Genomic DNA, 23,873 nt, shown 5'->3' on the forward strand with positions numbered 1-23,873 from the left:
CTTAAGGGGCTCTCTAGAAAGGGCTCTCTAAAAAGAGATTAGGCATTATCCGGCAAGGAAGGAGGGTGAGCCAGATATGAAAATCCCACAGTCGCGCCGGGCACGACTGTGGGATCGGTTTAGCGCAGGATCTTACTTGATGCGCTGACCTGGCTTGGCGCCACTGTCGGGGCTCAGCAGGTAGATTTCTTCGCCACCAGGGCCGGCCGCCATCACCATACCTTCGGAGATCCCGAATTTCATTTTGCGGGGCTTGAGGTTGGCAATCATCATGGTCAGGCGACCTTCAAGCTTGGCCGGGTCCGGGTAGGCGCTCTTGATGCCGGAGAGCACGTTGCGTTGCTCGTCACCGATGTCCAGGGTCAGGCGCAGCAGTTTGTCGGCCCCTTCGATGGCTTCGGCCTTGAGGATCAGGGCGACGCGCAGGTCGACCGCGGCAAAGGTATCGAACTCGATCTCCGGCGACAGCGGATCCTTGGCCAGTTCGCCGTTGCCTTGAGGCGCGGCAGCTTCGCCGGTGTCGGTCTGGCTGGCGGTCAGGTCTTCTTTCGAGGCGTCGGTCATGGCTTGCACTTTTACCGGGTCGATGCGGGTCATCAACGGTTTGAACTCGTTCAGCTGATGATTGCTGAGCAAGGTGGCGTGGTCGTTCCAGGTCAGCGGTGCGACGTTCAGGAACGCCTCGGCATCGGCGGCCAGCAGCGGCAGCACCGGCTTGAGGAAAATCACCAGTTGGCGGAACAGGTTGATACCCAGGGCGCAAATGGCCTGGACTTCATCCTGCTTGCCTTCCTGTTTGTTCAGCGACCACGGTGCCTTGTCGGCGATCCAGGCATTGGCACGGTCGGCCAGGCCCATGATTTCACGCATGGCCCGGGCGAAATCACGCGCCTCGTAGGCTTCGGCGATGCTCGGTGCTGCGGCCAGGAACGCTTCGGTCAGCTCCGGTGCGGCGTTGCCGGCCACCAGCACGCCAGCGTTGCCTTTGTGGATGAAACCGGCGCAACGGCTGGCGATGTTGACGACTTTGCCGACCAGGTCCGAGTTGACCTTCTGCACGAAGTCTTCGAGGTTCAGGTCCAGGTCATCGACGCCACGGCTCAACTTGGCCGCGTAGTAGTAGCGCAGGTATTCCGGCGACAGATGATCCAGATAGGTCCGGGCCTTGATGAAGGTGCCGCGGGACTTGGACATCTTCTGACCGTTGACGGTCAGGTAGCCGTGCACGTTGATGCCGGTCGGTTTACGGAAACCGGCGCCTTCGAGCATCGCTGGCCAGAACAGGGCGTGGAAGTTGACGATGTCCTTGCCGATGAAGTGGTACAGCTCGGCGGTGGAGTCCTTGCCCCAGAACGCGTCGAAGTCCAGCTCCGGCGTGCGGTCGCACAGGTTCTTGAAGCTGGCCATGTAGCCGATCGGCGCGTCCAGCCACACGTAGAAGTACTTGCCTGGCTCATCGGGAATTTCGAAGCCGAAGTACGGCGCATCGCGGGAGATGTCCCACTGCTGCAGGCCGGCGTCCAGCCATTCGGCGATCTTGTTGGCCACGGCCTCTTGCAACGTGCCGCTGCGGGTCCAGGCTTGCAGCATTTCCTGGAAGTCCGGCAGCTTGAAGAAGAAGTGCTGGGAGTCCTTGAGCACCGGCGTGGCGCCGGAGATTGCCGACTTCGGATCTTTGAGGTCGGTCGGCGCGTAGGTTGCACCGCATTTTTCGCAGTTGTCGCCGTACTGGTCTTCGGTGCCGCATTTCGGGCAGGTGCCCTTGATGAAGCGGTCGGCCAGGAACATTTTCTTTTCCGGGTCGAAGTACTGCGTGATCGAGCGCGTGGCGATGTGCCCGGCGTCGCGCAGCTTCAGGTAGATCTGGCTCGACAGCTCACGGTTTTCTTCGGCGTGAGTGGAGTGGAAGTTGTCGAAGTCCACCAGGAACTCGGCAAAGTCGGCGCTGTGTTCAGCCTGGACGTTGGCGATCAGTTGTTCCGGGGTGATGCCTTCCTTTTCCGCGCGCAGCATGATGGCCGAACCGTGGGCGTCGTCGGCGCAGACATAAATGCATTGGTTACCGCGATGCTTCTGGAAGCGCACCCACATATCGGTCTGGATGTATTCCAGCATATGGCCGAGGTGGATCGAACCATTGGCATAGGGCAGGGCGCTGGTGACGAGGATCTTGCGTGGCTCGGACATGGGGCTCGGCTACTTGATGAAACGGAGGTCGGCCACTATAAAGCGCCAGCGCATATTTTTCACCCCCACGGCCGGCCTCCACGGACCTTTGTACCCGCCGGCCATAAGATATTTGTCATATTCTGAAAGCATCCCGTCCAGGCGACAGAACGGTTAGGATACCCGCCTGATTTTTCAGTCTTGCTATCGGAGTTGCCCATGAGCGCCGTCAATCGCGCAGCGGTGGAAGCCGTCCTTCGCCAATACACCGACCCTTATCTGAACCAGGACCCGGTCAGCGCCGGGTGCGTGCGCAGCATCGATATTCAGGGCGATCGCGTCAGCGTCCAGCTGGAGCTGGGTTACGCCGCCGGTCTGTTCAAGAGTGGCTGGGCGCAGTTGTTGCAACTGGCCATCGAGGGCCTGGACGGCGTGGTCACTGCCCGTGTCGAGATCACCAGCGTGATTGCCGCGCACAAGGCCCAGGCGCAGATTCCGGGCTTGGCCAACGTCAAGAACGTGGTAGCCGTGGCGTCTGGCAAGGGGGGCGTGGGCAAATCCACCACGGCCGCCAACCTGGCGCTCGCGTTGGCTCGTGAAGGTGCCAAAGTGGGGATTCTCGACGCGGACATCTACGGTCCGAGCCAGGGCATCATGTTCGGCATCCCTGAAGGCACCCGTCCTCAGGTCAAGGATCAGAAATGGTTCATTCCGATCGAGTCCCATGGCGTCGAAGTGATGTCCATGGCCTTCCTGACCGACGACAACACGCCGATGGTCTGGCGTGGGCCGATGGTGTCCGGCGCCTTGTTGCAACTGGTCACGCAAACGGCCTGGGGCGACCTGGATTACCTGGTCATCGACATGCCGCCAGGCACCGGCGACATCCAGTTGACCCTGGCGCAAAAAGTCCCGGTGGCCGGTGCGGTGATCGTGACCACCCCGCAGGATCTGGCATTGCTGGATGCACGCAAGGGCGTGGAGATGTTCCGCAAGGTCAACATCCCGGTGCTGGGCGTGGTCGAAAACATGGCCGTGCACATCTGCTCCAACTGCGGGCATGCCGAGCATTTGTTCGGTGAGGGCGGGGGTGTGAAGCTGGCCAACCAGTACGGCGTCGAACTGTTGGCTTCGTTGCCGCTGTCGATGCTGATCCGCGAACAGGCCGATGGCGGCAAGCCAACGGTGATCGCCGAGCCTGACAGCCAGATTGCAATGGTTTACCAGGAACTGGCCCGCCATGTCGGTGCGCGGATCGTGTTGCAGGAAGCTGCGACGCCGGCGATGCCGAACATCACCGTCAGCGACGATTAAATCGCTGAAAAGAGATCGCAGCCTCGCTTCGCTCGACACGAGGCTGCGATATTTTGATATTGCTTTAGATACGCAACCCGCCATCCAGCTCCAGAATCCGACCTGTGTAGTAGTCATTCTCGAAAATGTAGGCCGCCGACTGGGCGATCTCTTCGGGTTTGCCCATGCGCTTGAGCGGAATCCCGGAAGTCATCTTTTCCAGCGCTTCAGGTTTCATACTCAGGGTCATTTCAGTTTCGATGAAGCCCGGCGCAATGCCCGCCACGCGAATCCCGTAGCGCGCCAGTTCCTTGGCCCAGGTCACGGTCGCCGCAGCGACACCGGCCTTGGCGGCGGAGTAGTTGGTCTGGCCGATATTGCCGGCGCGTGAGATCGACGAGATATTGATGATCGCGCCGCTGTTGTTCAGCTCGACCATTTTTGCCGCGACTTCACGGGTGCACAGGAACACGCCGGTCAGATTGACGTCGATCACCGCTTGCCATTGGGCCAGGCTCATCTTGGTCATTTCGCCATCCTTGACCTTCAGCAACAGGCCGTCACGCAAAATGCCGGCGTTGTTGATCAGGCCATGGATCGCGCCGAAATCGTCGGCCACCTGGCTGACCATGTGGGTCACTTGCTCTTCATCGGCGACGTTGCACAAGTAGGCACGGGCCTCGACACCCTTGGCCTTGCAAGCGGCGACGGCGGCGTCGAGTTTTTCCTGGTTCAGGTCCACCAGGGCCAGCTTGGCGCCACGACCTGCAAGATACTCGGCCATGGAACGGCCTAAACCCTGGCAACCGCCGGTGATAATGATTACTTTGTCAGTGAGTTGCATTCGCATAGCCCCATAGCCGATCGGAGTGTTTCTCCTTCTAGAGGGCCTCTCGATCTGAGCCTGATGTGGCCTGGCTGCACATGAGAACTGCCCCTGTGGCGTACTGGAACTTTCACCCAGACGCCTGTCCGTTTTTTCGACGGAATCTATATAAGGAGTCATAAATTGAGCGTTGTAGTGGCTAAGCATGCCCGAGAATTGCTTCTCAAGGAATACCGTGGAGTGCTCTCGACGCACTCCAAAGCGATGCCCGGTTTCCCGTTTGGCTCCGTGGTTCCGTACTGTCTGGACGAACAGGGCCGGCCGCTGATCCTTATCAGCCGCATCGCTCAGCACACTCACAACCTGCTGAAGGATCCGAAATGCTCGCTGCTGGTGGGCGAGCGCGAGGCCGAAGACGTGCAAGCCGTTGGTCGGCTGACCTACCTGGCCGAAGGGGAAAAACTCGAGGACACCGCAGCCATCGAAGCGGCAGCCGAGCGTTACTACCGCTATTTCCCTGATTCGCAGAACTATCACAAGGCCCACGATTTCGATTTCTGGGTGCTCAAACCGGTACGCCACCGTTACATCGGCGGCTTCGGCGCGATTCACTGGGTTGATCAACTGACCCTCGCCAACCCGTTCGCCGGCAAGACCGAAGTGAGCATGGTCGAGCACATGAATGCCGATCACGCCAAAGCCATCGCCCACTATGTCGAGCTGGCGGGCCTGCCGAAAACCGCGCCGGCGCAAATGGTCGGTATCGACTCCGAAGGCATGCACTTGCGCATCGGCCAGGGGCTTTACTGGCTGCCGTTTCAAGCGCCTTGTAATACGCCGACACAAGTCCGGGAAGCCTTGGTTTTCCTGGCTCACGCCGAACATTGGCCGAAAAATCAAGTGGCCGACGCTTGAATTCACGAAACGGCGACGTCATCTAAGGAACACTGGCAAGGCTTACTTGCGTTGAGGAACCATTTGATGCGCCCTTTTTTGTTGCTCTTTGTACTGTTCCCGGTGTTGGAGCTGTTCGTATTCGTCAAGGTCAGCGCAGCGATCGGGTTTTTCCCGGCCCTGCTGCTGATCATTCTCGGCTCGATGCTCGGCGTGTTCGTGCTGCGTATCGCCGGTCTGGCTACTGCGCTGCGCGCTCGTGAAAGCCTGAGCCGCGGCGAGTTGCCGGCCCAGACCATGCTCGAAGGCCTGATGCTGGCCCTGGCGGGTGGTCTGTTGATTCTGCCGGGCTTCGTCACCGACGTGCTGGGCCTGATTATGTTGCTGCCGATCTCTCGTCGACTGCTGGCCAACAAAATGCGCCTGCGTGCCGAGGAACAAGCGATGCGTCAGCGTGCGTTCGCCGATGACCTTCAGCCGCGGGGCGGTCCTGCTCCACGTCAGCCGTTGGGCCGTGAGCCTAACGTGATCGAAGGCGAGTTCGAACACCGCGACTCCAAGTAACATGTCCATCGACACGGCACCTTTGGGTGCCGTGTTCATTTTCAGGGTATCGACGTAAAAATTTCGCTCTCGGCCCTTGAAATAGGCTCGCGCGCCCTTATGTAACGGTCACCGCAAGGTTTCTGGCAATTGCGCCAGACAGACTTCCGCGGTTCGCTCGACGAACCGCACCCGGCGCCGCCGGATTTGTTAAACCCGCCGGGACTACACCGGCCGATGAAAACCACAATTAGGAGAGATCGACAATGAAGCTTCGTCCTCTGCATGACCGCGTCGTTATCCGTCGCAGCGAAGAAGAAAAGAAAACCGCTGGCGGTATCGTCCTGCCAGGTTCGGCTGCTGAGAAGCCAAACCAGGGTGAAGTCCTAGCTGTAGGCCCAGGCAAAGTGCTGGACAACGGCGAAGTGCGTGCACTGTCCGTGAAAGTGGGTGACAAGGTGGTGTTCGGCCCGTACTCCGGCAGCAACACTGTGAAAGTCGATGGCGAAGACCTGGTGATCATGGCTGAGAACGAGATTCTCGCTGTTGTCGAAGGCTGATTCCCCGCTCATTTTCCCGCTACTACAAAGTATTTAAGGAATATCGATCATGGCTGCTAAAGAAGTTAAATTCGGCGACTCCGCCCGCAAGAAAATGCTCACCGGTGTTAACGTTCTGGCTGACGCAGTAAAAGCGACCCTGGGCCCGAAAGGCCGTAACGTGATCATCGAGAAGAGCTTCGGCGCTCCGACCATCACCAAGGACGGCGTTTCCGTAGCCAAAGAAATCGAACTCGAAGACCGCTTCGAAAACATGGGCGCGCAGCTGGTCAAAGACGTTGCCTCCCGTGCCAACGATGACGCAGGCGACGGTACCACCACCGCTACCGTTCTGGCTCAGTCGATCGTCAACGAAGGCCTGAAAGCCGTCGCTGCCGGCATGAACCCGATGGACCTGAAGCGCGGTATCGACAAAGCGACCATCGCGATCGTCAAGGAACTGAAAGCCCTGTCCAAGCCTTGCGCTGACACCAAGGCAATCGCTCAGGTAGGTACCATCTCGGCCAACTCCGACAACTCCATCGGCGACATCATTGCCGAAGCCATGGAAAAAGTCGGTAAAGAAGGCGTGATCACCGTTGAAGAAGGCTCGGGCCTGGAAAACGAACTGTCGGTTGTTGAAGGCATGCAGTTCGACCGTGGCTACCTGTCCCCGTACTTCGTCAACAAGCCAGAGACCATGACTGCCGAGCTGGACGGTCCGCTGATCCTGCTGGTCGACAAAAAGATCTCGAACATCCGCGAAATGCTGCCAGTACTGGAAGCCGTTGCCAAAGCCGGCCGTCCACTGCTGATCGTGGCCGAAGACGTTGAAGGCGAAGCCTTGGCGACTCTGGTTGTGAACAACATGCGTGGCATCGTTAAAGTCGCAGCCGTCAAGGCTCCAGGCTTCGGCGACCGTCGCAAGGCCATGCTGCAGGACATCGCTGTTCTGACCGGCGGTACCGTGATCTCCGAAGAGATCGGTCTGAGCCTGGAAAGCACTACCCTGGAACACCTGGGTAATGCCAAGCGCGTGATCCTGTCCAAAGAAAACACCACCGTGATCGACGGCGCCGGCGTTGAGGCTGACATCCAGGCTCGCGTGACCCAGATCCGTCAGCAAGTGGCTGACACTTCGTCCGACTACGACCGTGAAAAACTGCAAGAGCGCCTGGCCAAACTGTCCGGCGGCGTTGCAGTGATCAAGGTTGGTGCTGGTTCCGAAGTTGAAATGAAAGAGAAGAAAGCCCGCGTTGAAGACGCCCTGCACGCTACCCGTGCAGCCGTTGAAGAAGGCGTGGTACCTGGCGGCGGCGTGGCACTGATCCGTGCCCTGCAAGCCATCAGCGAACTGAAAGGCGACAACGCCGATCAGGACGTTGGTATCGCTGTTCTGCGTCGTGCGGTCGAAGCACCACTGCGTCAGATCGTTGCCAACTCTGGCGACGAGCCAAGCGTGGTTGTCGACAAGGTCAAGCAAGGTGCGGGTAACTTCGGTTACAACGCTGCCACCAGCGAATACGGCGACATGATCGAAATGGGCATCCTGGACCCAACCAAGGTGACCCGTTCGGCTCTGCAAGCTGCATCCTCGATTGGCGGTCTGATCCTGACCACCGAGGCCGCTGTTGCCGAAGCACCGAAGAAAGAAGGCGCAGCTGGCGGCGGTATGCCAGACATGGGCGGCATGGGTGGCATGGGCGGCATGATGTAAGCCAGCCTTACCCCTATAAAAAAGCCCCGCCTGCGTTGAGCAGGCGGGGCTTTTTATTGCCTTCATTTTGGTAGGTCCGCAGATCGCGTCGCGGCCATCCATCGCGGGCAAGCCACGATCCCATAGTGGATTGCGTAAACCAGTGGGAGCGTGGCTTGCCCGCGATGGCGTCGGTTCAGGCGCTGACCGGTTTTGCCTCGTTCGCCTGTTCAGTCTTGGAGGCCGGCCGGTACAGGATGTAGTAGTACGCCCCCAGGCAAAACAGCCAACAGAAAATCGCCGTCCACACGTTGTGCGAGAAGAAGTGCGCGCCCTGCATCATCCGGCCGATGGAAAACACCGAGCCCAACGTGAAAGCGAAGATAAACGCATAGCGTGCCAGCCGTGGGCGTCGGTCACGCAACACAAAGAACAACGCAAACAGGGTGAAACCGGTCGCCGCATGACCACCGGGCCAGCAGCGGCCTGGCTTGTCGGTATGCGGGCGAGGGCTCAGCAGTTCGCTGTAGGTTTCGTGCCCGCCGAATTGTTCCAGGCTCCATGGGCATTGCACCGCCGTTGCCGCTTTGAGCGGAGTGACAAAGGAGGTTGACAGCGCCAGAGACAACACCAGGCAACCCAATTCACGTTTGATCGGTTTGAGCCTTTCAATGAAAAAGGAGCCGATAAAGCCCAGGATTGAGAACACCGAAAAGGCAATGACCACTTGCTTGGCCCGGTCGTGCAGGATGTTTTCCAGGAAATAACTGTGGCGCCCGATGAATGCACCGGCGACCGGATCATAGAACAGCTTGGCAAGGTCCATGTCCAGGGACGTCAACTCGAGCAGCAGCAGGGTGATCGCCGCAATGGCGGGCACTCCCAGGCACAGCCAGAAGTTGAGCGGGCGGGAGACGGGACGGACAGCGGTTGATGACATGGTGGATCCTGATGAATGGAAAAACCCCGGGGCATCAGCCCGGGGCCATTCGATTAACGTTCGCTGACTTGGCGGGTGCCCTCCGTGGGCGCTTTCCAGCCGAGCAGCTGTTGCTTGAAGCCATGACTGGCAGTTTGGTAATAAGTGATTGCGCGGGTGATCAACGGATCACCTGTGGTTGCCTGGGATTCGCGACTGTCGGTCAGTGCATCGTCGTGGCGACGCAGCCCCTCACGTGGGCTCAGGATCGCTAAATCCTTACCATCGAACAAGCCCAGATGTTGATAGTTGCCCACCACCACTCGCGGCGGCAGTGGATTGTCCTGCAGCAAGTTGCGACCGAAGAACGTCGACTGATAATCCAGGTTCAGCAGCCCGAGCAACGTTGGCGCAAGGTCGATCTGACTGGCCAGCTGTGCGGTTTCCCGAGCGTCGATCAGCTTCGGTGCATAGATGAACAGCGGAATCTGATAATTGCTGATTGGCAAGTCTTCTTTGCCGGCGCTGCCAGCCGTGTGGTCGGCAACGAAGACGAAGATTGTATTATCGAACCAGGGTTTTTTGCGCGCCTGATCGAGGAACTGACCAATGGCAAAGTCGGTGTACTTCACCGCACCGTCGCGTCCGTTACCGGATTTGATATCGATCCGGTTATCCGGGTAGGTGTAGGGGCGATGGTTGGAGGTGGTCATCAGTTGCAGTAGAAACGGCTGTTGCCTGGCGTAGTCGGCATCGGCCAGTTTCAGGGTCTGGTTATAGAGGTCTTCGTCAGCCATTCCCCAAGCATTCTTGAAGTGAATCTCTGATTCATCGACGCTGCTCTGGTCGACGACGCGATAGCCGTTGCCGCTGAAGAACGCGTTCATGTTGTCGAAGTAGCCGCGCCCGCCATACACAAATACGCTGTCGTAACCCACGGCGCTGAGTTGCTGGCCGAGGCTGGCGAAACCGCTTTCACGACCCACGCGCTTGACGATCGAGCGCCCCGGCGTCGGTGGAATGGCCAGGGTGATTGCCTCCAGGCCACGATCAGTGCGGGTGCCGGTGGCGTAGAAATTATTGAAGTACAGGCTTTGTTTGCGCAAGGCATCGAGGTTTGGTGTCAGGTTGCGATCGTCGCCATTGCTGCCCATGTACTTGGCACTGAAGCTTTCGATGGTGACCAGCACGATATTGGGTTTTCGTTCGGTGCCGGGATTATCGATCATCCGGCGGATGTCCTGCGGATCCTCGCCGATGAAGCGAGCGTTGGGCTCGGTCAGTTCAGCGCGAATCTGTTGCGCGACAATGGAGGTCGGCAGGGTGCTGTAGAATTGCGGGTAATCCAGTTCGTTATTGCGAAAGGCGGCGAAGAACTGGTACGGGCCATTGCTCGCCAGTTCGTTCTGATAGGCATTGCCGCCCTGAGCGCGCGGCGCATCCTGGCTGAGCAGTTGTGCGCTCAGGCCCGCGACGATCAGCAGGCCGAGCGCATTCAGCAGACGCCCGCGCATGGCAGGCAATGGTGCGTCCAGCGCAGCGTTGAAGGATTTGCGCAGCGCAAGGCTCAGGACCACGGCCAGCACCGCGAGCAGGCTCAGCAGCTTGCCGATCGGGTACGACTCCAGCAGGTTATTCAGCACTTCGTCGGAGTAGACCAGGTAATCGACGGCGATAAAGTTGAAACGCACACCGAACTCATCCCAGAACAGCCATTCGGCCACCGACGTGAACAGCATGGCGAACAGGCTGACGGTCAGCAGGCCCTGAAGGAACCAGCGATGGCCACGGCGGCGCCACAAGGCCGACGGGCATAGCAGCAGATAGAGGCCCATGGGCAGCGCCGCGTAGGCAATGAAACCCAGGTCATAAAGCAGGCCGATGCCAAACACGGACAGGAGCCCGCTGCCGGCCTCATCCAGGTGAGTGAGGAGGAGAACGCTTCGGGTCAGGAGAAAAATGACCAGCCAGGAACCGGTTACCAGCAGCAGAAAGCGCATTGGCGCCGTCTTTAAACAATCCATTATCTACATTCCCTATTTCAATCGCGCGAAAGTTTCTCTTGAACGCTGTAGTCAGGTTGTGAACCGACAGTGAAAAACTTGTTAGCACCATTATTTGGTTGAGCGCATCGATTCTACGACCGGCCGCCCTAGCCCTGAGTCACACTTGGCCTTAAGCTGCGCGGGCCAAGACGGCCGTTACTGTATACGGAGGAGGTGCCGATGCGAATTCTATTGGTTGAAGACAACCGCGATATCCTGGCCAACCTGGCCGATTATCTGGGGCTCAAAGGTTACACCGTGGATTGCGCGCAGGACGGTTTATCTGGCTTGCACCTGGCGGCCACCGAGCATTACGACTTGATCGTACTCGACATCATGTTGCCCGGCATCGACGGCTACACCCTGTGCAAACGCCTGCGCGAAGATGCCCGCCGTGATACGCCGGTGATCATGCTCACTGCGCGCGATCAGCTGGACGACCGTCTGCAAGGCTTCAAATCCGGCGCCGACGATTACTTGATCAAACCCTTTGCCCTGTCCGAACTGGCGGCGCGCATCGAGGCGGTCATGCGCCGTGCCCAGGGTGGCGGTCGCCGTGCCTTGCAGGTCGGCGATCTGAGCTACGACCTCGATACCCTGGAGGTGACGCGCGAAGGCCGTCTGCTGAAACTCAACCCGGTGGGCCTGAAGCTGCTGGCGGTGTTGATGCAGAAAAGCCCGCACGTGTTGCGTCGGGAAATTCTCGAAGAGGCCCTGTGGGGCGACGACTGCCCGGACAGCGACAGTCTGCGCAGCCACGTCCATCAACTGCGCCAGGTGATCGACAAGCCGTTCGACAAGCCCTTGCTGCACACGGTGCACGGCGTCGGTTATCGCTTGGCCGAGGGTCGTGATGGAGTTTAAGCAGAGCCTTGCCCAACGGATCATCATCGCTTTTGCGTTGATGAGCGCATTGGTCGCGGGAGCCTTCGCGATAGGCATCATAGCGACCGTGCACCTGGTGGAGGAGAAACTGATTTCGTCAGGTCTGGGTGGCGATTTGCAACGCCTGTTGCTGATGGACAGCGTAACGGACTGGAGCCACCGCCCCGAGCCGGACCAGTTGTTCTATTTCAGCGGCGGGCCGGGCGACTTTGAGTTACCCAAGGATTTGCGGCACCTGGACTCTGGTTTTCATGAAGTCTTTCGCGACCATCTGTCGTATCACGCCATGGTCGAAATCGTCGACGGACGGCGCTACGTACTGTTGCAGGACCAGAGCGATTTCGAAGAGCGTGAACGGGTGCTGTTTGCCGTAGTGCTGGTGGGTTTCGTACTGAGCCTGGCGCTGGCGGTATTTCTGGGCTGGGTGCTGGCGCGCAAGGTGATGGCGCCAGTGGTACGACTGGCCCGCCAGGTGCGCCATCGCGATCAGCTGTTGGGCCTGGCACCGCCACTGGCGCCGGATTATGCCGCCGATGAAGTGGGCGAGCTGGCCGTGGCCTTCGACGCCACCCTCGGGCGCTTGCGTCAGGCGTTGACCCGTGAGCGATTGTTCACCAGTGACGTCAGCCACGAACTGCGCACGCCATTGATGGTGTTGGCCAGTTCCTGTGAATTGTTGCTGGAAAACCCCGGCATCGATCAGCGCGGGCGCGCCCAGGTCGAGCGGATCGCCCGGGCTTGCGCAGAGATGCGCGAGTTGGTGCAGACCTTCCTCATGCTGGCCCGCGCTCAGCATGAAGACGCCAGCATGGGCCCCCAGCAGAGCCTCAGTCAGGTGGCCGACGGGTTGCTTTGCCAATGGCGCGAACCGATCGAAGCCAAGGGCCTGACGTTGAACGTCGAGTTGGGCAACCCGCCGGACACTCGCTATAACGCGACGCTTCTGCACGCGGTGATGGGCAACCTGTTACGTAATGCGCTGCATTACACCGAGCATGGGTTTATCCGCTTGGCCCTGACGGATACGGGGTTCGTGGTCGAGGACAGCGGTGTGGGCATTCCCGAAGAAAAACGCGAGGCGATGTTCGAGCCTTTCGTGCGCGGCAGCGAAAAGCGTGGCGAGGGCTTGGGGCTGGGACTGTCGCTGGTGCAGCGGATCTGCGAGAACCAGGGCTGGAGTGTCAGCCTGACGAACATGGAGCCCAACGGTTGTCGCTTTCAGGTGGAGTTGAGTCAGAAATAGCGGTGAATGGGTTGAAAATCAAATCGGCTCCGCAAAACCCTGAAATGATTCCGGGTTTGCCTGACGAAATTTTCACCAAGGCATGACCTGACGCTGACACCCCGTAATTTAAGGTGGTTGTCATCAGAAGCTCAGGAGATTGCAGTCATGGCTGGCCCGATAAAGCTCGGCTTCTCCGAAAAATACGACGATCAACCCGCACAGCAAAATGTGCGCAAGCACCAGGTGGGGCTCGGTCGCCGGCTGTCCCAATGGCGTGATGAACACCTGGCGCGAAAGGCCCTGGCGTTGGCCGGTGAACCTGGCCTGGTCCTCGATTTGCCCTGCGGTGCCGGGCGTTTCTGGCCGTTGCTCGCGGAAAAGCACAACCGTGTCATCATCGGGGCCGACAACTCGGTGTCCATGCTCAAGACTGCCATGCGCACGCAACCCGCCGACGTGGTCAAAAGGGTACAACCCTTGCACACTTCTGCATTCGACATTGCCTTGCCCGATAACGCGGTCGACAGCATTTTCTGCATGCGTCTGCTCCATCACATCGGTGAAGCCGAGCAACGACTGACCATCCTGCGCGAATTCGAGCGTGTCACCCGCGACAGCGTGATCGTTTCGTTATGGGTCGACGGCAATTTCAAGGCCTGGAAACGCAAGCGCGCCGAGAGGCAGCGTGGGCAGGAAGGTTATCAGACTCGATTTGTGTTACCGGCTGCTACGATTGAAAAGGAGTTCGAGCAGGCGGGTTTCCATATTCAGGGGCAAATGGATTTTTTACCGCTCTATGCCATGTGGCGGGTCTATGTATTACGCAAGAGGTAACAGAATGACAGTGCACTTTGCAGCCGCGCCCCATGACCTGAAGCAAGGGCGTCGCCACTCGTCGTTCAGCGATACAGACTGGGAAAAACTCGTCTACTTTTATAACAAGGCGTTTGGCAGCGCTATCAAAGGCTTATCGCAATGAAACTCGAAATTGCACGAGGTTTGTTTTTAGCCGGAGCCTTGGCAGTTGCTTCTTTGGCGGTGGCTGCCTGGGAGCAGCCCCGCACGCAGGTCCTCAGTTCCGTGCACGGCGACGCACATTGTCCGTTGCCCCGGGTAGCCAAAGCACCCGTGGCCACTCAACCCGATCATGACTTGTTACTGTTCATGTTCGGACTTTCTCAGGGACTGAGGCCACAGAGTTGAACAGATTGAAGCCCAAATAAAAGGCCTCGCAGTTGCGAGGCCTTTTGCTTTTTGCCGCTAAGGCTTATCAGGCTTGGCCAGCAACGTGTAAATGCATGGCAGCACGAACAAGGTGAACAGCGTCCCGATCGACATCCCCGTTGCGATCACCGTGCCGATGTCGAACCGGCTGACGGCTCCCGCGCCCGTGGCGATGATCAACGGCACCATGCCGAACACCATCGCCGCCGTGGTCATCAATACCGGACGCAGGCGAATGGCCGCCGCTTCCTCCACCGCTTCGCGAGGTGTCAGGCCTTTCTCCTTGCGTAACTGGTTGGCGAACTCGACGATCAGGATCCCGTGCTTGCTGATCAGTCCGATCAACGTCACCAGCCCCACCTGGGTATAGATGTTCATGCTCGACCAGCCGAGGAAGAGCGGGATCAATGCGCCACAGATCGACAGCGGCACAGTCACCAGAATCACCAGCGGATCGCGGAAGCTTTCGAACTGGGCCGCCAGCACCAGGAAGATGATCGCCAAGGCCAGGGCGAAGGTGACCCACAGCGCGCTGCCTTCCTGAACGTATTGCCGTGAGACACCGGCATAGTCGATGGCGTAACCCGTCGGCGCCTCTTCCCGGGCGATCTGGCGCACGGTGTCGATGGCTTCACCCATGCTGACCAGCGGGACCCCGGAAAGAATCGCCGAGTTGAGTTGCTGGAACTGGTTCAACTGACGCGGCCGCGCGCGGTCAGTCACGGTGATCAGGGTCGACAGGGGCAGCAGTTCGCCCTTGGTGTTCCTGACGTAATAATGGTTCAGCCAGTCAGGGTTATCGCGGTAGGGCCGTTCCACCTGAGCGATGACCTTGTAGCTGCGACCTTCGATGGTGAACCGGTTGATCTCCGCCTCGCCCAGCATCGTCGCAAGAGTACCGCCCAGGTCCTGCATGGACACACCCATCTGCGCAGCCTTGGCGCGATCGATATCCACCACCACTTCGGGCTTGTCGAAGGCCAGGTCGACGTCGACAAAAGCAAACTTGCCGGATTCCATCGCTCTTTTTTTCACTCGGTCCATCACCTGCAACAGCGCCTCGTAGCTGTTAGCCGAGTTGATCACGAATTGAAACGGCAAGCCCTCGCCGGTGCCTGGCAGGGACGGCAGGTTGAAGCCGAATATTTGCAGCCCGGGAATGCTTTCCAGTTTGCTCTGGACCAGCGGCAGGATCTGCATCTGGGTCCGGTGGCGTTCATTCCAGGGTTTGAGCAGGAAGCCGCCGATCCCCGATTGCACGCCGTTGAAGCCGTTGATCTGGAACGAGGAGTAGTACTCGGGAAACTCCTTGAAAATGGCGACGAACTCGTCGGTGTAGGCGTTCATGTAGTCGAGGTTGGCTGGTTGCGGGGCATTGGCCATCATGAAGATCACGCCCTGGTCTTCGTCCGGCGCCAGTTCCGACTTGGTGAACTTGAGCAGTACTGGAATCAGGCACAGCACGATCACCGCGAACACCAGCACTACCGGCCGGGTGTTGAGAGTGCCGTGAAGCACACGCTGGTAGCGGCGCTTGAGGCCTTCGAAGATCACGTCCAGGCGATGGGCCAGGCCGCTGGGGTTTTCATCGTGGCGCAGCAGCATGGCGCACATCATCGGCGACAGCGTCAGGGCGACGACACCGGAAATCACCACCGCCCCGGCCAGGGTCAGGGCGAACTCCTTGAACAACGCCCCCGTCAGGCCGGTCAGGAAGCCGATCGGCGCATAGACCGCCGCCAGGGTGATGGTCATCGACACCACCGGCATGGCGATTTCCCGGGCGCCCTCGATGGCCGCATCCAACGGTGTCTTGCCTTCTTCGATGTGCCGGTGGATGTTTTCCACCACCACGATGGCGTCATCCACCACCAGCCCGATGGCCAAGACCATCGCCAGCAAGGTCAGCAGGTTGATCGAGTAGCCCATCATCTGCATGAAGAACATCACGCCGATCATCGACAGCGGAATGGTCACCACCGGGATCACCACCGAACGCAGGGCACCGAGGAACAGGAACACCACCACGATCACGATCAGCACCGCTTCGAACAGGGTTTTCAACACTTCGTCGATGGAGGCCTGGATGAACAGTGTGGCGTCGTAGGCGATTTCGCCCTTGAGGTTTGGCGGCAGTTGGGCCTTCAGGTCCGGCATGATCTTGCGCACTTCCTTGATCACGTCCAGCGGGTTGGCGCCGGGTGTGGCCTTGATGCCGATGTACACCGAGGGTGTGCCGCCGAAGGAGCTGATGGTGTTGTAGTTCTCCGCGCCCATCTCGACCCGCGCCACGTCTCGCAACAGCACACGACTGTCACCGTCGACCTTGAGCGGAATTGCGCCAAAGGCCTCGGCGGATTTGAGTTCGGTGTTGGCGTTGATGCTGGTGACCACGTACTCGCCTTTCACTTCGCCGGCGGCGGAGAGGAAGTTGTACTGGCGCACGGCGTTGGTCACATCGCTGGCGCTCAGGCCGAAACCAGCGAGTTTCACCGGGTCCAGCCACAGGCGCATGGCGAACACCTGGTTGCCGAGAATCTCGGCTTCGGCCATGCCCGGCAGGGTCGCCAGTTTCGGCTGGATAACCCGGGACAGGTAGTCGGTGATCTGCGGGTTACTCAGCTCGTTGCTGAAGAAACTGATGTACATCAGCGCCGAGGCGCCGGTGGCTTCCTTGCTCAGCACCGGGTCTTCGGCGTCCTGGGGCAGCTGGTTCTTGACCTCGTTGGCCTTGGCCAGCAGTTCGGTGAACAGGCGGTCGGTGTTGGAACCGATGCGCGCGTAGATCGAGATCACCGAGAAGTTCTGGCGACTGACCGAGGTCATGTAGTCGATGCCCTCGGCGCTGGCCAGGCTATGCTGCATCGGTTGGGTGATATAGCCCTGGATGGTCTCGGCGTTGGCTCCGGGATAAGCGGTGGTCACCGTGATCAGGGCGTTTTCCATTTGCGGGTATTGGCGCAGCGGCAACTTGCTCCAGGCCTGGAAGCCCAGCAGCACTATCAACAGGCTGACCACGGTGGCGAGCACCGGGCGGCGGATGAACGGATCGGTAAAAGCCATGGGGATTCCTTGATCAGTCAGCGCGCGGCTGACTGTTCTTCTCAGCCAGGGTCTTGTCGTCGCTGATGGCAACGTGCGCGCCGTGGTCCAGTTTGAGCTGACCAGCCGTGACCACTTTTTCGCCGTTCTGCACGCCTTTGGTGATCATGACCATCCCGTCGCGGCGCTCGCCGGTTTCGACGAAACGTCGTTCGGCGATCAGAACCGGTTCGCCCTTGTCGTCTTTCTCGAGGCTGCCGTCTTCGGCCTTTTTCTGCGCGACGACATACAGCGAGTTGCCATAAAGGGTGTAGCTGATCGCGCTTTCCGGCACCACGATGTGCGGCTGCGGATCGGGCAACAACACCTGCAGGCTGGCGAACATCCCCGGCAGGAGTTTGCCGTCGGGGTTGGCCAGGGTAGCGCGCACCAGCACGTTACGGGTGCTGCTTTCTACCTTCGGGTTGATCGCGCTGACGGTGCCGGGGAAAGTCTCCGTCGGGTAGGCCGAGACAATGACCTGTACCGATTGGCCGAGGGTGATCTTCGGCACGTCCTGCTCGGGTACAAAGAAGTCGACGTAGAGGCTGCTGAGGTCTTGCAGGGTGGCGATCATCGTGCCGCTGGCTACGTAGTCGCCGACGTCTACCCGACGAATACCGATGGTCCCGCTGAACGGTGCGAGGATACGTTTTCTTTCCAGCGCCGCCTTGAGCTGATTGACCGTGGCCCGGCTCTTTTGCAATACCGCCGAGAGTCGGTCGAACTCACCTTTGGAAATAGCCTGGCTGCCTACCAGTTGGCTGCCGCGACCGTAATCCAGTTGCGCCAGTCCCAGGTCGGCCTGGGCGGTTGCCAGCAGGGCGGTTTCCACGGCGCTGTCGAGTTGCAGCAGCGGCTGACCGACCTTGACCTTCTGTCCTGACTCGAACTGAACTTCCTTGACGGTGCCGTCGACCTCCAGGCTCAGATCGACCCCTTGCAGCGCCGTAAGGGTGCCGACCGTGGGCAAACGGCTTTGCCACGGACGTTCGGTGGCGGTAGCCACGGCGACACTGATCGGTGGTTTCGGCACAGAGAAGCCCTTCATCATCGTATAGATGGAGAAGGCTTTGTAACCGGCCAGGACCAGCACGATTAGCAGGACAACACCCAACATGATCAGCATGCGGCGACGCAGCATATTTCCATTTCCTTGGAGAAAATCAGGTGAGACAGGCGGAAACATTACTCTGAGTATGAGGGGGATTCCAGCTGCTACAGGTTGCGTGTTCAGATCAGGTGAAGGTGGTTGTCCCAGAGCCCCGCAGGCAATTCCAGAGGTTTTGCAACAAGGTTTGTCTGGCGGCAATCGTAGAACCGGCAACGGCCTTGCCCGGAGGTCACGACAAAACCATCGGCCACGGCCCCGACCCCGGCGCAATCGGGAAGTGGTGCATCCAGGCGTACTTCACCGCTGTCCAGGTCCCAGATAAAAAAGCGGTTGCCCCGCGGCGCGGTCAGGGCGACCAGGCGCAGTTCGCTGTGTACGGCAACGCTGGCGGTGTAATGCCCCATGGCCTGCAACTGATGCTCAGGCACCGGGAATGCCACGAACGGTTGACCGGGACGCTTGATCGCCAGTAGCTCCGATGATTCGTGAGCATCGCCCATGAACTGCTGACCGGCGACGATGGTGCCGTCACTGGCGATACCCAAGTGCCGCACGCTGTTCATCTGCTGGGCCAGCGTTTCCTTGCTCAGCAGCGTGCCGTCGCGTTGCATCAGCACCAGGCTCGGCTCCATGGCATTGAGGTTCATCTCGACCCGGCTTTCGGCCTCGGTGCGAATGCCGCCGTTGGCCACCACCAGCGTCTCGCCATCGGGCATCCACGACACCTGATGCGGGCCGACGCCGTGGGTGGAAATTTCGCCGCTGTGCACCAGTCGCTCACCTTCGAACTTATACACACCAAGCAGGCCACGGCCCGGATCGGAGGTGTCGTTCTCGGTGGCGTACAACCAGTCACCGCTCTGGTGAATCACCGCGTGACCGTAGAAGTGCCGGTTCGGCTGCGACACTACGGTTTGCAGCAGCGTGCCGTCGCGCAGGTCGATCAGGTAGCTCTCGGTGCCCGGGCGCCGAGCGACGAATAGCGCAATCGGCAATGTCGGGTGGTTGATGATGTCATGGCAGCGCTGACCGACCTGGGTCGCAAACACCCGGGTGCCGTCCAGTCGATAACCGACGGCATAGTGCTTGCCGTCACCGTCGTCCCGCGCCGAGAGCAGCAGCGGGCTTTTGTCCTTTTGCTTGAACAGCGTCCAGCCGCCCAGTGTCACCGCACCCAGCAGCAAACTCCCTAACGTCAGAGCCTGGCGTCGCAGCATGGCACTTGCCCTCATCAGTCGCCGTCGTTGGCGTTGAAGCCCAATTGGATGCCCAGCGCCTTGGCCAGTTCGCCTTCGTGCAAGCGGTGGACAACGTTGAGGCTGTCATAAATGTCGTTCAGCTGCTGGCGACCGGCATCGTCGGTGAGCATGTCGGTCAGCGAGCGCTGGTTGCCGGCAAGCAGTTTCAGGGACGCTGCGTAGGCCGCGTCGATCTTGTCGGCCAACGGTTTTTGCTCGCTCGGCAACAGACCGCGCAGGCCTTTGTTGTCGACACCCACCCAGACGGTTTGCGCAGCGCTCAGGCTTGCTTCCATGCCTTTGAGCGACGATTGGCTGCGCCAGGCATCGGCCTGGAATGGCTGTGGCGTACCCTTGCTCTGACGGCCCATCGGCGTGCCGAGTTTTTTCTTCAGGGTGTCCAGCGCAGTCACTTGCACACGCAGCAGATCGGCGATCGCTTCGTGTGAGTCGGCGTAGCGCTGGTTGGGGAATTTGCTCATCTGCGCGAGCATGCCGTCGTTGGTGTTCCAGCGCGACAGGATCTCTTCGGCCAGTTGCTTCTGACGCTCGCCAATGGCGGTCAGCAGCGGGCAGTATTTGGCTTTCTGAGCGCTGTCGGCCATGTCGATCTTGCTGTCGAACAGGATGTATTCATAAGCCGAGAGGCCTTGCACCACGACGCTGGACTTGGCCAGGGCGGCAGCATCGATCTGCGGCTGCGCAGTGACCAGTTGCTCGACTTGACGGCCGACGAGGTTTTTCTTGTCCGGCCAGAACTGCACCTGCCACGAACGGTTGCCCTCGGCCAGCGGCCCGATCAACAGCGGTTGCAACTCGGCCCAGGCTTTTTGCGCGTGCAGGAAGTCGGCGCGAGCGGTGTCCAGGGTTTCCTTGCCTTGGCAGAACGCCAGGGCGCTGACCGCCAATTGCCGGTCGGCTTCCACCCAACGACTGTAGCTCGGCAGGATCACTTGCTTGGCGATGGCCGCCGAGGTGACCGCTTGCGGATCCTGGGGCGAACAGGCGCCCAGGGCGAGGGCGGCAAGGCTGGTGAACAACAATTTGGGACGGAACATGTCGGGCTCCCGCTGAAGGAATACGTATTAAAGGGAATTCAAAAACGCCAGCAACGCCGCGCGCTGCTCGGCGTTGAAAGACAAAACCTGTTGTTGCGCCGCTTTTGCCTCGCCGCCATGCCAGAGCACGGCTTCGAGCAAGTTACGGGCGCGGCCGTCATGCAAAAACTGGGTGTGGCCGCTAACCGTCTGCGTCAGGCCGATGCCCCACAACGGCGGCGTACGCCAGTCGCGGCCACTGGCCTTGAACTCGGTGCGGTTGTCGGCCAGACCGTCGCCCATGTCGTGCAGCAGCAGATCGCTGTAAGGGCGAATCACTTGATTGGCCAATTCAGGTTCCGCGGCGTTGGCGGCGGTGGTGAATTGAGGGGTGTGACAGGACTGGCATCCGGCCTGGAAAAACAGATTCTTGCCGGCCAGCACCTCAGGTGCGCCAACATCGCGACGGGCCGGCACGGCGAGGTTACGGCTGTAGAACAGCACCAGACGCAAAATGTTGTCGCTGACTTCCGGCTCGCCATCCGGGCCATTGCCGTTGGGAGCCTGCTTGCAAGCAGTTTGGGCGTCGGTGCAGTCATCAATGGGTTTCAGGCTGGTCGTGAGGCCCATATCACCAGAGAACGCATGAACATTCTGCTGATTGAGGTTCGGTTGCCCGGCTTTCCAGCCAAATCGTCCGAGAACAGTCTTTTGCTGCGCGTCGTCCCAGACCCGGTTCGGCCGCCCGGCGATGCCGTTTTTTTCCCGGGCCTGGGCTTCGGCGTTGGCCAGGATGGCCTCGTCGGGAATCGCTTCAAGCAAGCCCAGGCCAATCATCGGCGGTGCGATGCGCGCCGAGAAACGCGTGTCCGGGTGCATCGGGCCGTAGCCGAGTTGGGTCATCTGCAAGGTCGGCCTGCGCAATTCGATTTCGCTGCCGTCCTTGAAGCGCACCGGGACCGGTGTGTAATCGACGCGCACCTTGCCTTCCGGGGCGACGCCGGGCACCGACATGTCCTGGAACTGGCCGCCGTAGACCGGCTCCGGCACCACGCCCAGTTGTTCGATGACCTTGGCGTAGGCGGGGGCATTGGGGATCGACAGGCGTACCAGCATCGACACCGCATTCGGCGCATCGGGCGTTGGCGGATGACCGCGTCCGTCCTTGATGTGGCAGTTCTGGCAGGCGTTGGTATTGAACAACGGGCCGAGGCCATCGCGGGCGGTGGTGGTCGACGGCGCGATCACCCAGGGGCTGCGAAAGAAGCTATTGCCGACGCTGAAGTCGACGCGCCGTGACGGCGGCAGATTGGCGGAGGGCAAGGAGAATGCATTCTTATCGGTCTTGCGCACTGTCGCGCTGCCACCGGACCGGGCTTCACCGGGTTCGGCCTGGGTAAAACGCGGGGCGTCATCGCAGGCACTCAGGCCCAGGGCCAGCAACAGTGCAGACAAGCGAAGAGGCAGCGTGGGCATCGGACATCCTGCAAGACGAGCAAAACAAGGGCGCAAAGTCTAACAGGGCAGGGGAGTTTGAATAAGAGGAATTATCGTTTGGTTGATGTGAGGCACTGATCGTTCCCACGCTCTGCGTGGGAATGCAGCCCGTGACGCTCTGCGTCGCATCAATAGCCGAACGCGGAGCGTCCGTTGAGGCATTCCCACGCAGAGCGTGGGAACGATCGGCGACCCGAAGGTCGCCTTTCTATTCACTCAGCCAGCGTTGATCAGAACTCGTGATCAGCGTTGTCCGGATTCAGGTCGCTGATGCCCAGTTTGCCAGCAGCGGCTTCGATCGAACCGGTCTGCTTGACCAGCGAGGCGATGGCGTCGCGCACGATCTGATTGCCAGCGGTGTTACCGGCAGCGATCAGTTGGTCGTAGTGCTCACCCTTGTTGGCGTGATCGACCATGATCTGGATCTTGGCTTCGGTCGCAGCCAGGTCGGCTTTCAGCGTGGTGTCGGCCGCCGGATCGGCCTTGGCCACCAGGGACGACAGGCTGGCGCCGGTCATTTTGGTGCCGTCGACACGGGTGTATTCGCCCAGGTACACGTTACGAATGCCTTTGGCATCGTAGAAGTGCGAGTTGTGGGTGTTGTCGCTGAAGCAATCCTGTTCGTCTTCCGGGGAGTTGGCTTCCAGGGAAACTTTCATGCGCTCGCCCGCCAGTTCGCCCAAGGACAGGCTGCCCATGCCGAACAGCATTTTGCGCAAGCCGGATTCAGCAGGTTCCGCTTCCAGGGTGGCGCGGTAATTGTCGGCCACGTTCGGCTTCCAGTTACCGACCATTTCTTCCAGGTCGTTGACCAGCAGCTGAGTCACGGATTTCAGGTAAGCGCGACGACGATCGTTGTGACCGCCGGTAGCGCCTTTGCCTTCCAGGTAGTCGGAGGCTGGGCGGTTGCCGGCGCCAGGGCCGGTGCCGTTCAAGTCCTGGCCCCAGAGCAGGAATTCGATGGCGTGGTAGCCGGTGGCGACGTTGGCCTCGGAACCGCCCAGCTCGTTCAGGCTGGCGAGTTTTTCCGGGGTGATGTCTTTCACGTCGACCTTGTCTTCGCCGATCTGAATCTGGGTGTTAGCGATGATGTTGGCGGTGGCGCCCGGGTTACCCAGTGCGTGTTCGTAGGATTTGTCGACGTAGTCGATCAGGCCTTCGTCCAGTGGCCAGGAGTTCACCTGGCCTTCCCAGTCGTCGATGATGGTGTTGCCGAAGCGGAACACTTCGCTCTGCAGGTAAGGCACGCGGGCCGCGACCCAGGCAGCCCGGGCGGCTTTGAGAGTGTCGGCGTCCGGCTTGGCGAGGAACGCGTCGACGGCGGTTTGCAGGGTTTTCGCGGTGGATTCGGCATCGCTGTAAACGGCAAAGACCATGTCGGCGTAATGCGCGACCACAGCCTTGGCGGCGGCTTCATCGACTTTAGCGGTGGTAGCAGGCGCAGCTGTGCTGGCGGCCGGGGTCGGCGCTTGTTGAGCGGCAGCCTTGTCTTTGCCTTCGCCGCAACCGGCGAGGGAAATAGCGATGGCCAGCAGACTGGCGGTGGCCAGAGGCATACGAATCATGGCGAACATCCTGCTTCGGTGATGGAGTGGGCGCGCACGGGCGGCGCGCAAAAGTGCCACATAATGCAAATCTTTCGCATTATCTG

The 23,873-nt window shown here is 59.9% G+C and carries 19 protein-coding genes; 9 read left to right on the forward strand and 10 right to left on the reverse strand.

What is annotated here, in order from left to right:
- Nucleotides 1-132 precede the first annotated feature (132 nt).
- On the reverse strand, nucleotides 133-2,187 hold the full coding sequence (metG, locus tag PSH69_RS05595) for a methionine--tRNA ligase (protein WP_305411313.1): 2,055 nt from the start codon (nucleotides 2,185-2,187) through the stop codon (nucleotides 133-135).
- Between the two features lie 198 nt (nucleotides 2,188-2,385).
- Between metG and apbC the strand changes: the two genes are divergently transcribed.
- On the forward strand, nucleotides 2,386-3,480 hold the full coding sequence (apbC, locus tag PSH69_RS05600) for an iron-sulfur cluster carrier protein ApbC (protein ID WP_019581546.1): 1,095 nt from the start codon (nucleotides 2,386-2,388) through the stop codon (nucleotides 3,478-3,480).
- Nucleotides 3,481-3,544: 64 nt separating this feature from the next.
- Here apbC and PSH69_RS05605 read toward each other — a convergent pair whose 3' ends face one another.
- Complete coding sequence (locus PSH69_RS05605; protein ID WP_018926591.1) at nucleotides 3,545-4,303, reverse strand: SDR family oxidoreductase; 759 nt, start codon at nucleotides 4,301-4,303, stop codon at nucleotides 3,545-3,547.
- Between the two features lie 165 nt (nucleotides 4,304-4,468).
- On the opposite strand from PSH69_RS05605, the gene PSH69_RS05610 reads away from it, so the two are divergent.
- The 4 genes from PSH69_RS05610 to groL all read left to right on the forward strand — a co-directional run bounded on the left by PSH69_RS05610 (nucleotide 4,469) and on the right by groL (nucleotide 7,978).
- Nucleotides 4,469-5,200: a HugZ family protein gene (locus PSH69_RS05610; protein WP_305411315.1), complete on the forward strand. Its 732-nt coding sequence runs from the start codon at nucleotides 4,469-4,471 to the stop codon at nucleotides 5,198-5,200.
- A 66-nt stretch (nucleotides 5,201-5,266) separates the two neighbouring features.
- A complete protein-coding gene (locus PSH69_RS05615; protein ID WP_305411317.1) occupies nucleotides 5,267-5,743 on the forward strand; it encodes an FxsA family protein in 477 nt (158 codons plus the stop codon).
- A 245-nt stretch (nucleotides 5,744-5,988) separates the two neighbouring features.
- Nucleotides 5,989-6,282, forward strand: a complete 294-nt coding sequence (locus PSH69_RS05620) for a co-chaperone GroES (protein ID WP_018926588.1) — start codon at nucleotides 5,989-5,991, stop codon at nucleotides 6,280-6,282.
- A gap of 49 nt (nucleotides 6,283-6,331) precedes the next feature.
- On the forward strand, nucleotides 6,332-7,978 hold the full coding sequence (gene groL / locus PSH69_RS05625) for a chaperonin GroEL (protein WP_305411318.1): 1,647 nt from the start codon (nucleotides 6,332-6,334) through the stop codon (nucleotides 7,976-7,978).
- Between the two features lie 175 nt (nucleotides 7,979-8,153).
- On the opposite strand, the gene PSH69_RS05630 is transcribed toward groL, so the two are convergent.
- A complete protein-coding gene (locus PSH69_RS05630; protein WP_305411319.1) occupies nucleotides 8,154-8,897 on the reverse strand; it encodes a phosphatase PAP2 family protein in 744 nt (247 codons plus the stop codon).
- Nucleotides 8,898-8,950: 53 nt separating this feature from the next.
- A complete protein-coding gene (locus PSH69_RS05635; RefSeq protein WP_305411320.1) occupies nucleotides 8,951-10,900 on the reverse strand; it encodes an LTA synthase family protein in 1,950 nt (649 codons plus the stop codon).
- A 201-nt stretch (nucleotides 10,901-11,101) separates the two neighbouring features.
- Between PSH69_RS05635 and colR the strand changes: the two genes are divergently transcribed.
- The 4 genes from colR to PSH69_RS05660 all read left to right on the forward strand — a co-directional run bounded on the left by colR (nucleotide 11,102) and on the right by PSH69_RS05660 (nucleotide 14,234).
- Nucleotides 11,102-11,785, forward strand: coding sequence for a two-component system response regulator ColR (gene colR / locus PSH69_RS05640; protein ID WP_305411321.1), 684 nt, complete (start codon nucleotides 11,102-11,104; stop codon nucleotides 11,783-11,785).
- Complete coding sequence (locus PSH69_RS05645; protein WP_305411322.1) at nucleotides 11,775-13,049, forward strand: HAMP domain-containing sensor histidine kinase; 1,275 nt, start codon at nucleotides 11,775-11,777, stop codon at nucleotides 13,047-13,049. The genes colR and PSH69_RS05645 overlap by 11 nt, the downstream gene beginning before the upstream one ends.
- A 147-nt stretch (nucleotides 13,050-13,196) precedes the next feature.
- The gene (locus PSH69_RS05650; RefSeq protein ID WP_019581540.1) at nucleotides 13,197-13,865 is read left to right on the forward strand and encodes a class I SAM-dependent methyltransferase; all 669 of its coding nucleotides are present in this window, start codon (nucleotides 13,197-13,199) and stop codon (nucleotides 13,863-13,865) included.
- A 141-nt stretch (nucleotides 13,866-14,006) separates the two neighbouring features.
- The gene (locus PSH69_RS05660; RefSeq protein WP_026331876.1) at nucleotides 14,007-14,234 is read left to right on the forward strand and encodes a hypothetical protein; all 228 of its coding nucleotides are present in this window, start codon (nucleotides 14,007-14,009) and stop codon (nucleotides 14,232-14,234) included.
- Between the two features lie 57 nt (nucleotides 14,235-14,291).
- Here PSH69_RS05660 and PSH69_RS05665 read toward each other — a convergent pair whose 3' ends face one another.
- The 6 genes from PSH69_RS05665 to PSH69_RS05690 all read right to left on the reverse strand — a co-directional run bounded on the left by PSH69_RS05665 (nucleotide 14,292) and on the right by PSH69_RS05690 (nucleotide 23,787).
- Nucleotides 14,292-17,318, reverse strand: coding sequence for a multidrug efflux RND transporter permease subunit (locus tag PSH69_RS05665; RefSeq protein ID WP_305411323.1), 3,027 nt, complete (start codon nucleotides 17,316-17,318; stop codon nucleotides 14,292-14,294).
- A gap of 13 nt (nucleotides 17,319-17,331) precedes the next feature.
- The gene (locus tag PSH69_RS05670; RefSeq protein ID WP_305411324.1) at nucleotides 17,332-18,480 is read right to left on the reverse strand and encodes an efflux RND transporter periplasmic adaptor subunit; all 1,149 of its coding nucleotides are present in this window, start codon (nucleotides 18,478-18,480) and stop codon (nucleotides 17,332-17,334) included.
- 89 nt (nucleotides 18,481-18,569) lie between these two features.
- Nucleotides 18,570-19,667 (reverse strand): DUF1513 domain-containing protein, encoded by a 1,098-nt coding sequence (locus tag PSH69_RS05675; protein ID WP_018926579.1) that lies wholly within the window; start codon nucleotides 19,665-19,667, stop codon nucleotides 18,570-18,572.
- A 14-nt stretch (nucleotides 19,668-19,681) separates the two neighbouring features.
- A complete protein-coding gene (locus PSH69_RS05680; protein WP_018926578.1) occupies nucleotides 19,682-20,746 on the reverse strand; it encodes an imelysin family protein in 1,065 nt (354 codons plus the stop codon).
- A gap of 27 nt (nucleotides 20,747-20,773) precedes the next feature.
- On the reverse strand, nucleotides 20,774-22,201 hold the full coding sequence (locus PSH69_RS05685) for a di-heme oxidoredictase family protein (RefSeq protein ID WP_305411325.1): 1,428 nt from the start codon (nucleotides 22,199-22,201) through the stop codon (nucleotides 20,774-20,776).
- Between the two features lie 251 nt (nucleotides 22,202-22,452).
- Nucleotides 22,453-23,787, reverse strand: coding sequence for an imelysin family protein (locus tag PSH69_RS05690; RefSeq protein WP_305411326.1), 1,335 nt, complete (start codon nucleotides 23,785-23,787; stop codon nucleotides 22,453-22,455).
- Between the last annotated feature and the right edge of the window lie 86 nt (nucleotides 23,788-23,873).

This window comes from Pseudomonas sp. FP1740, from assembly GCF_030687165.1.
Classification (GTDB): Bacteria; Pseudomonadota; Gammaproteobacteria; order Pseudomonadales; family Pseudomonadaceae; genus Aquipseudomonas.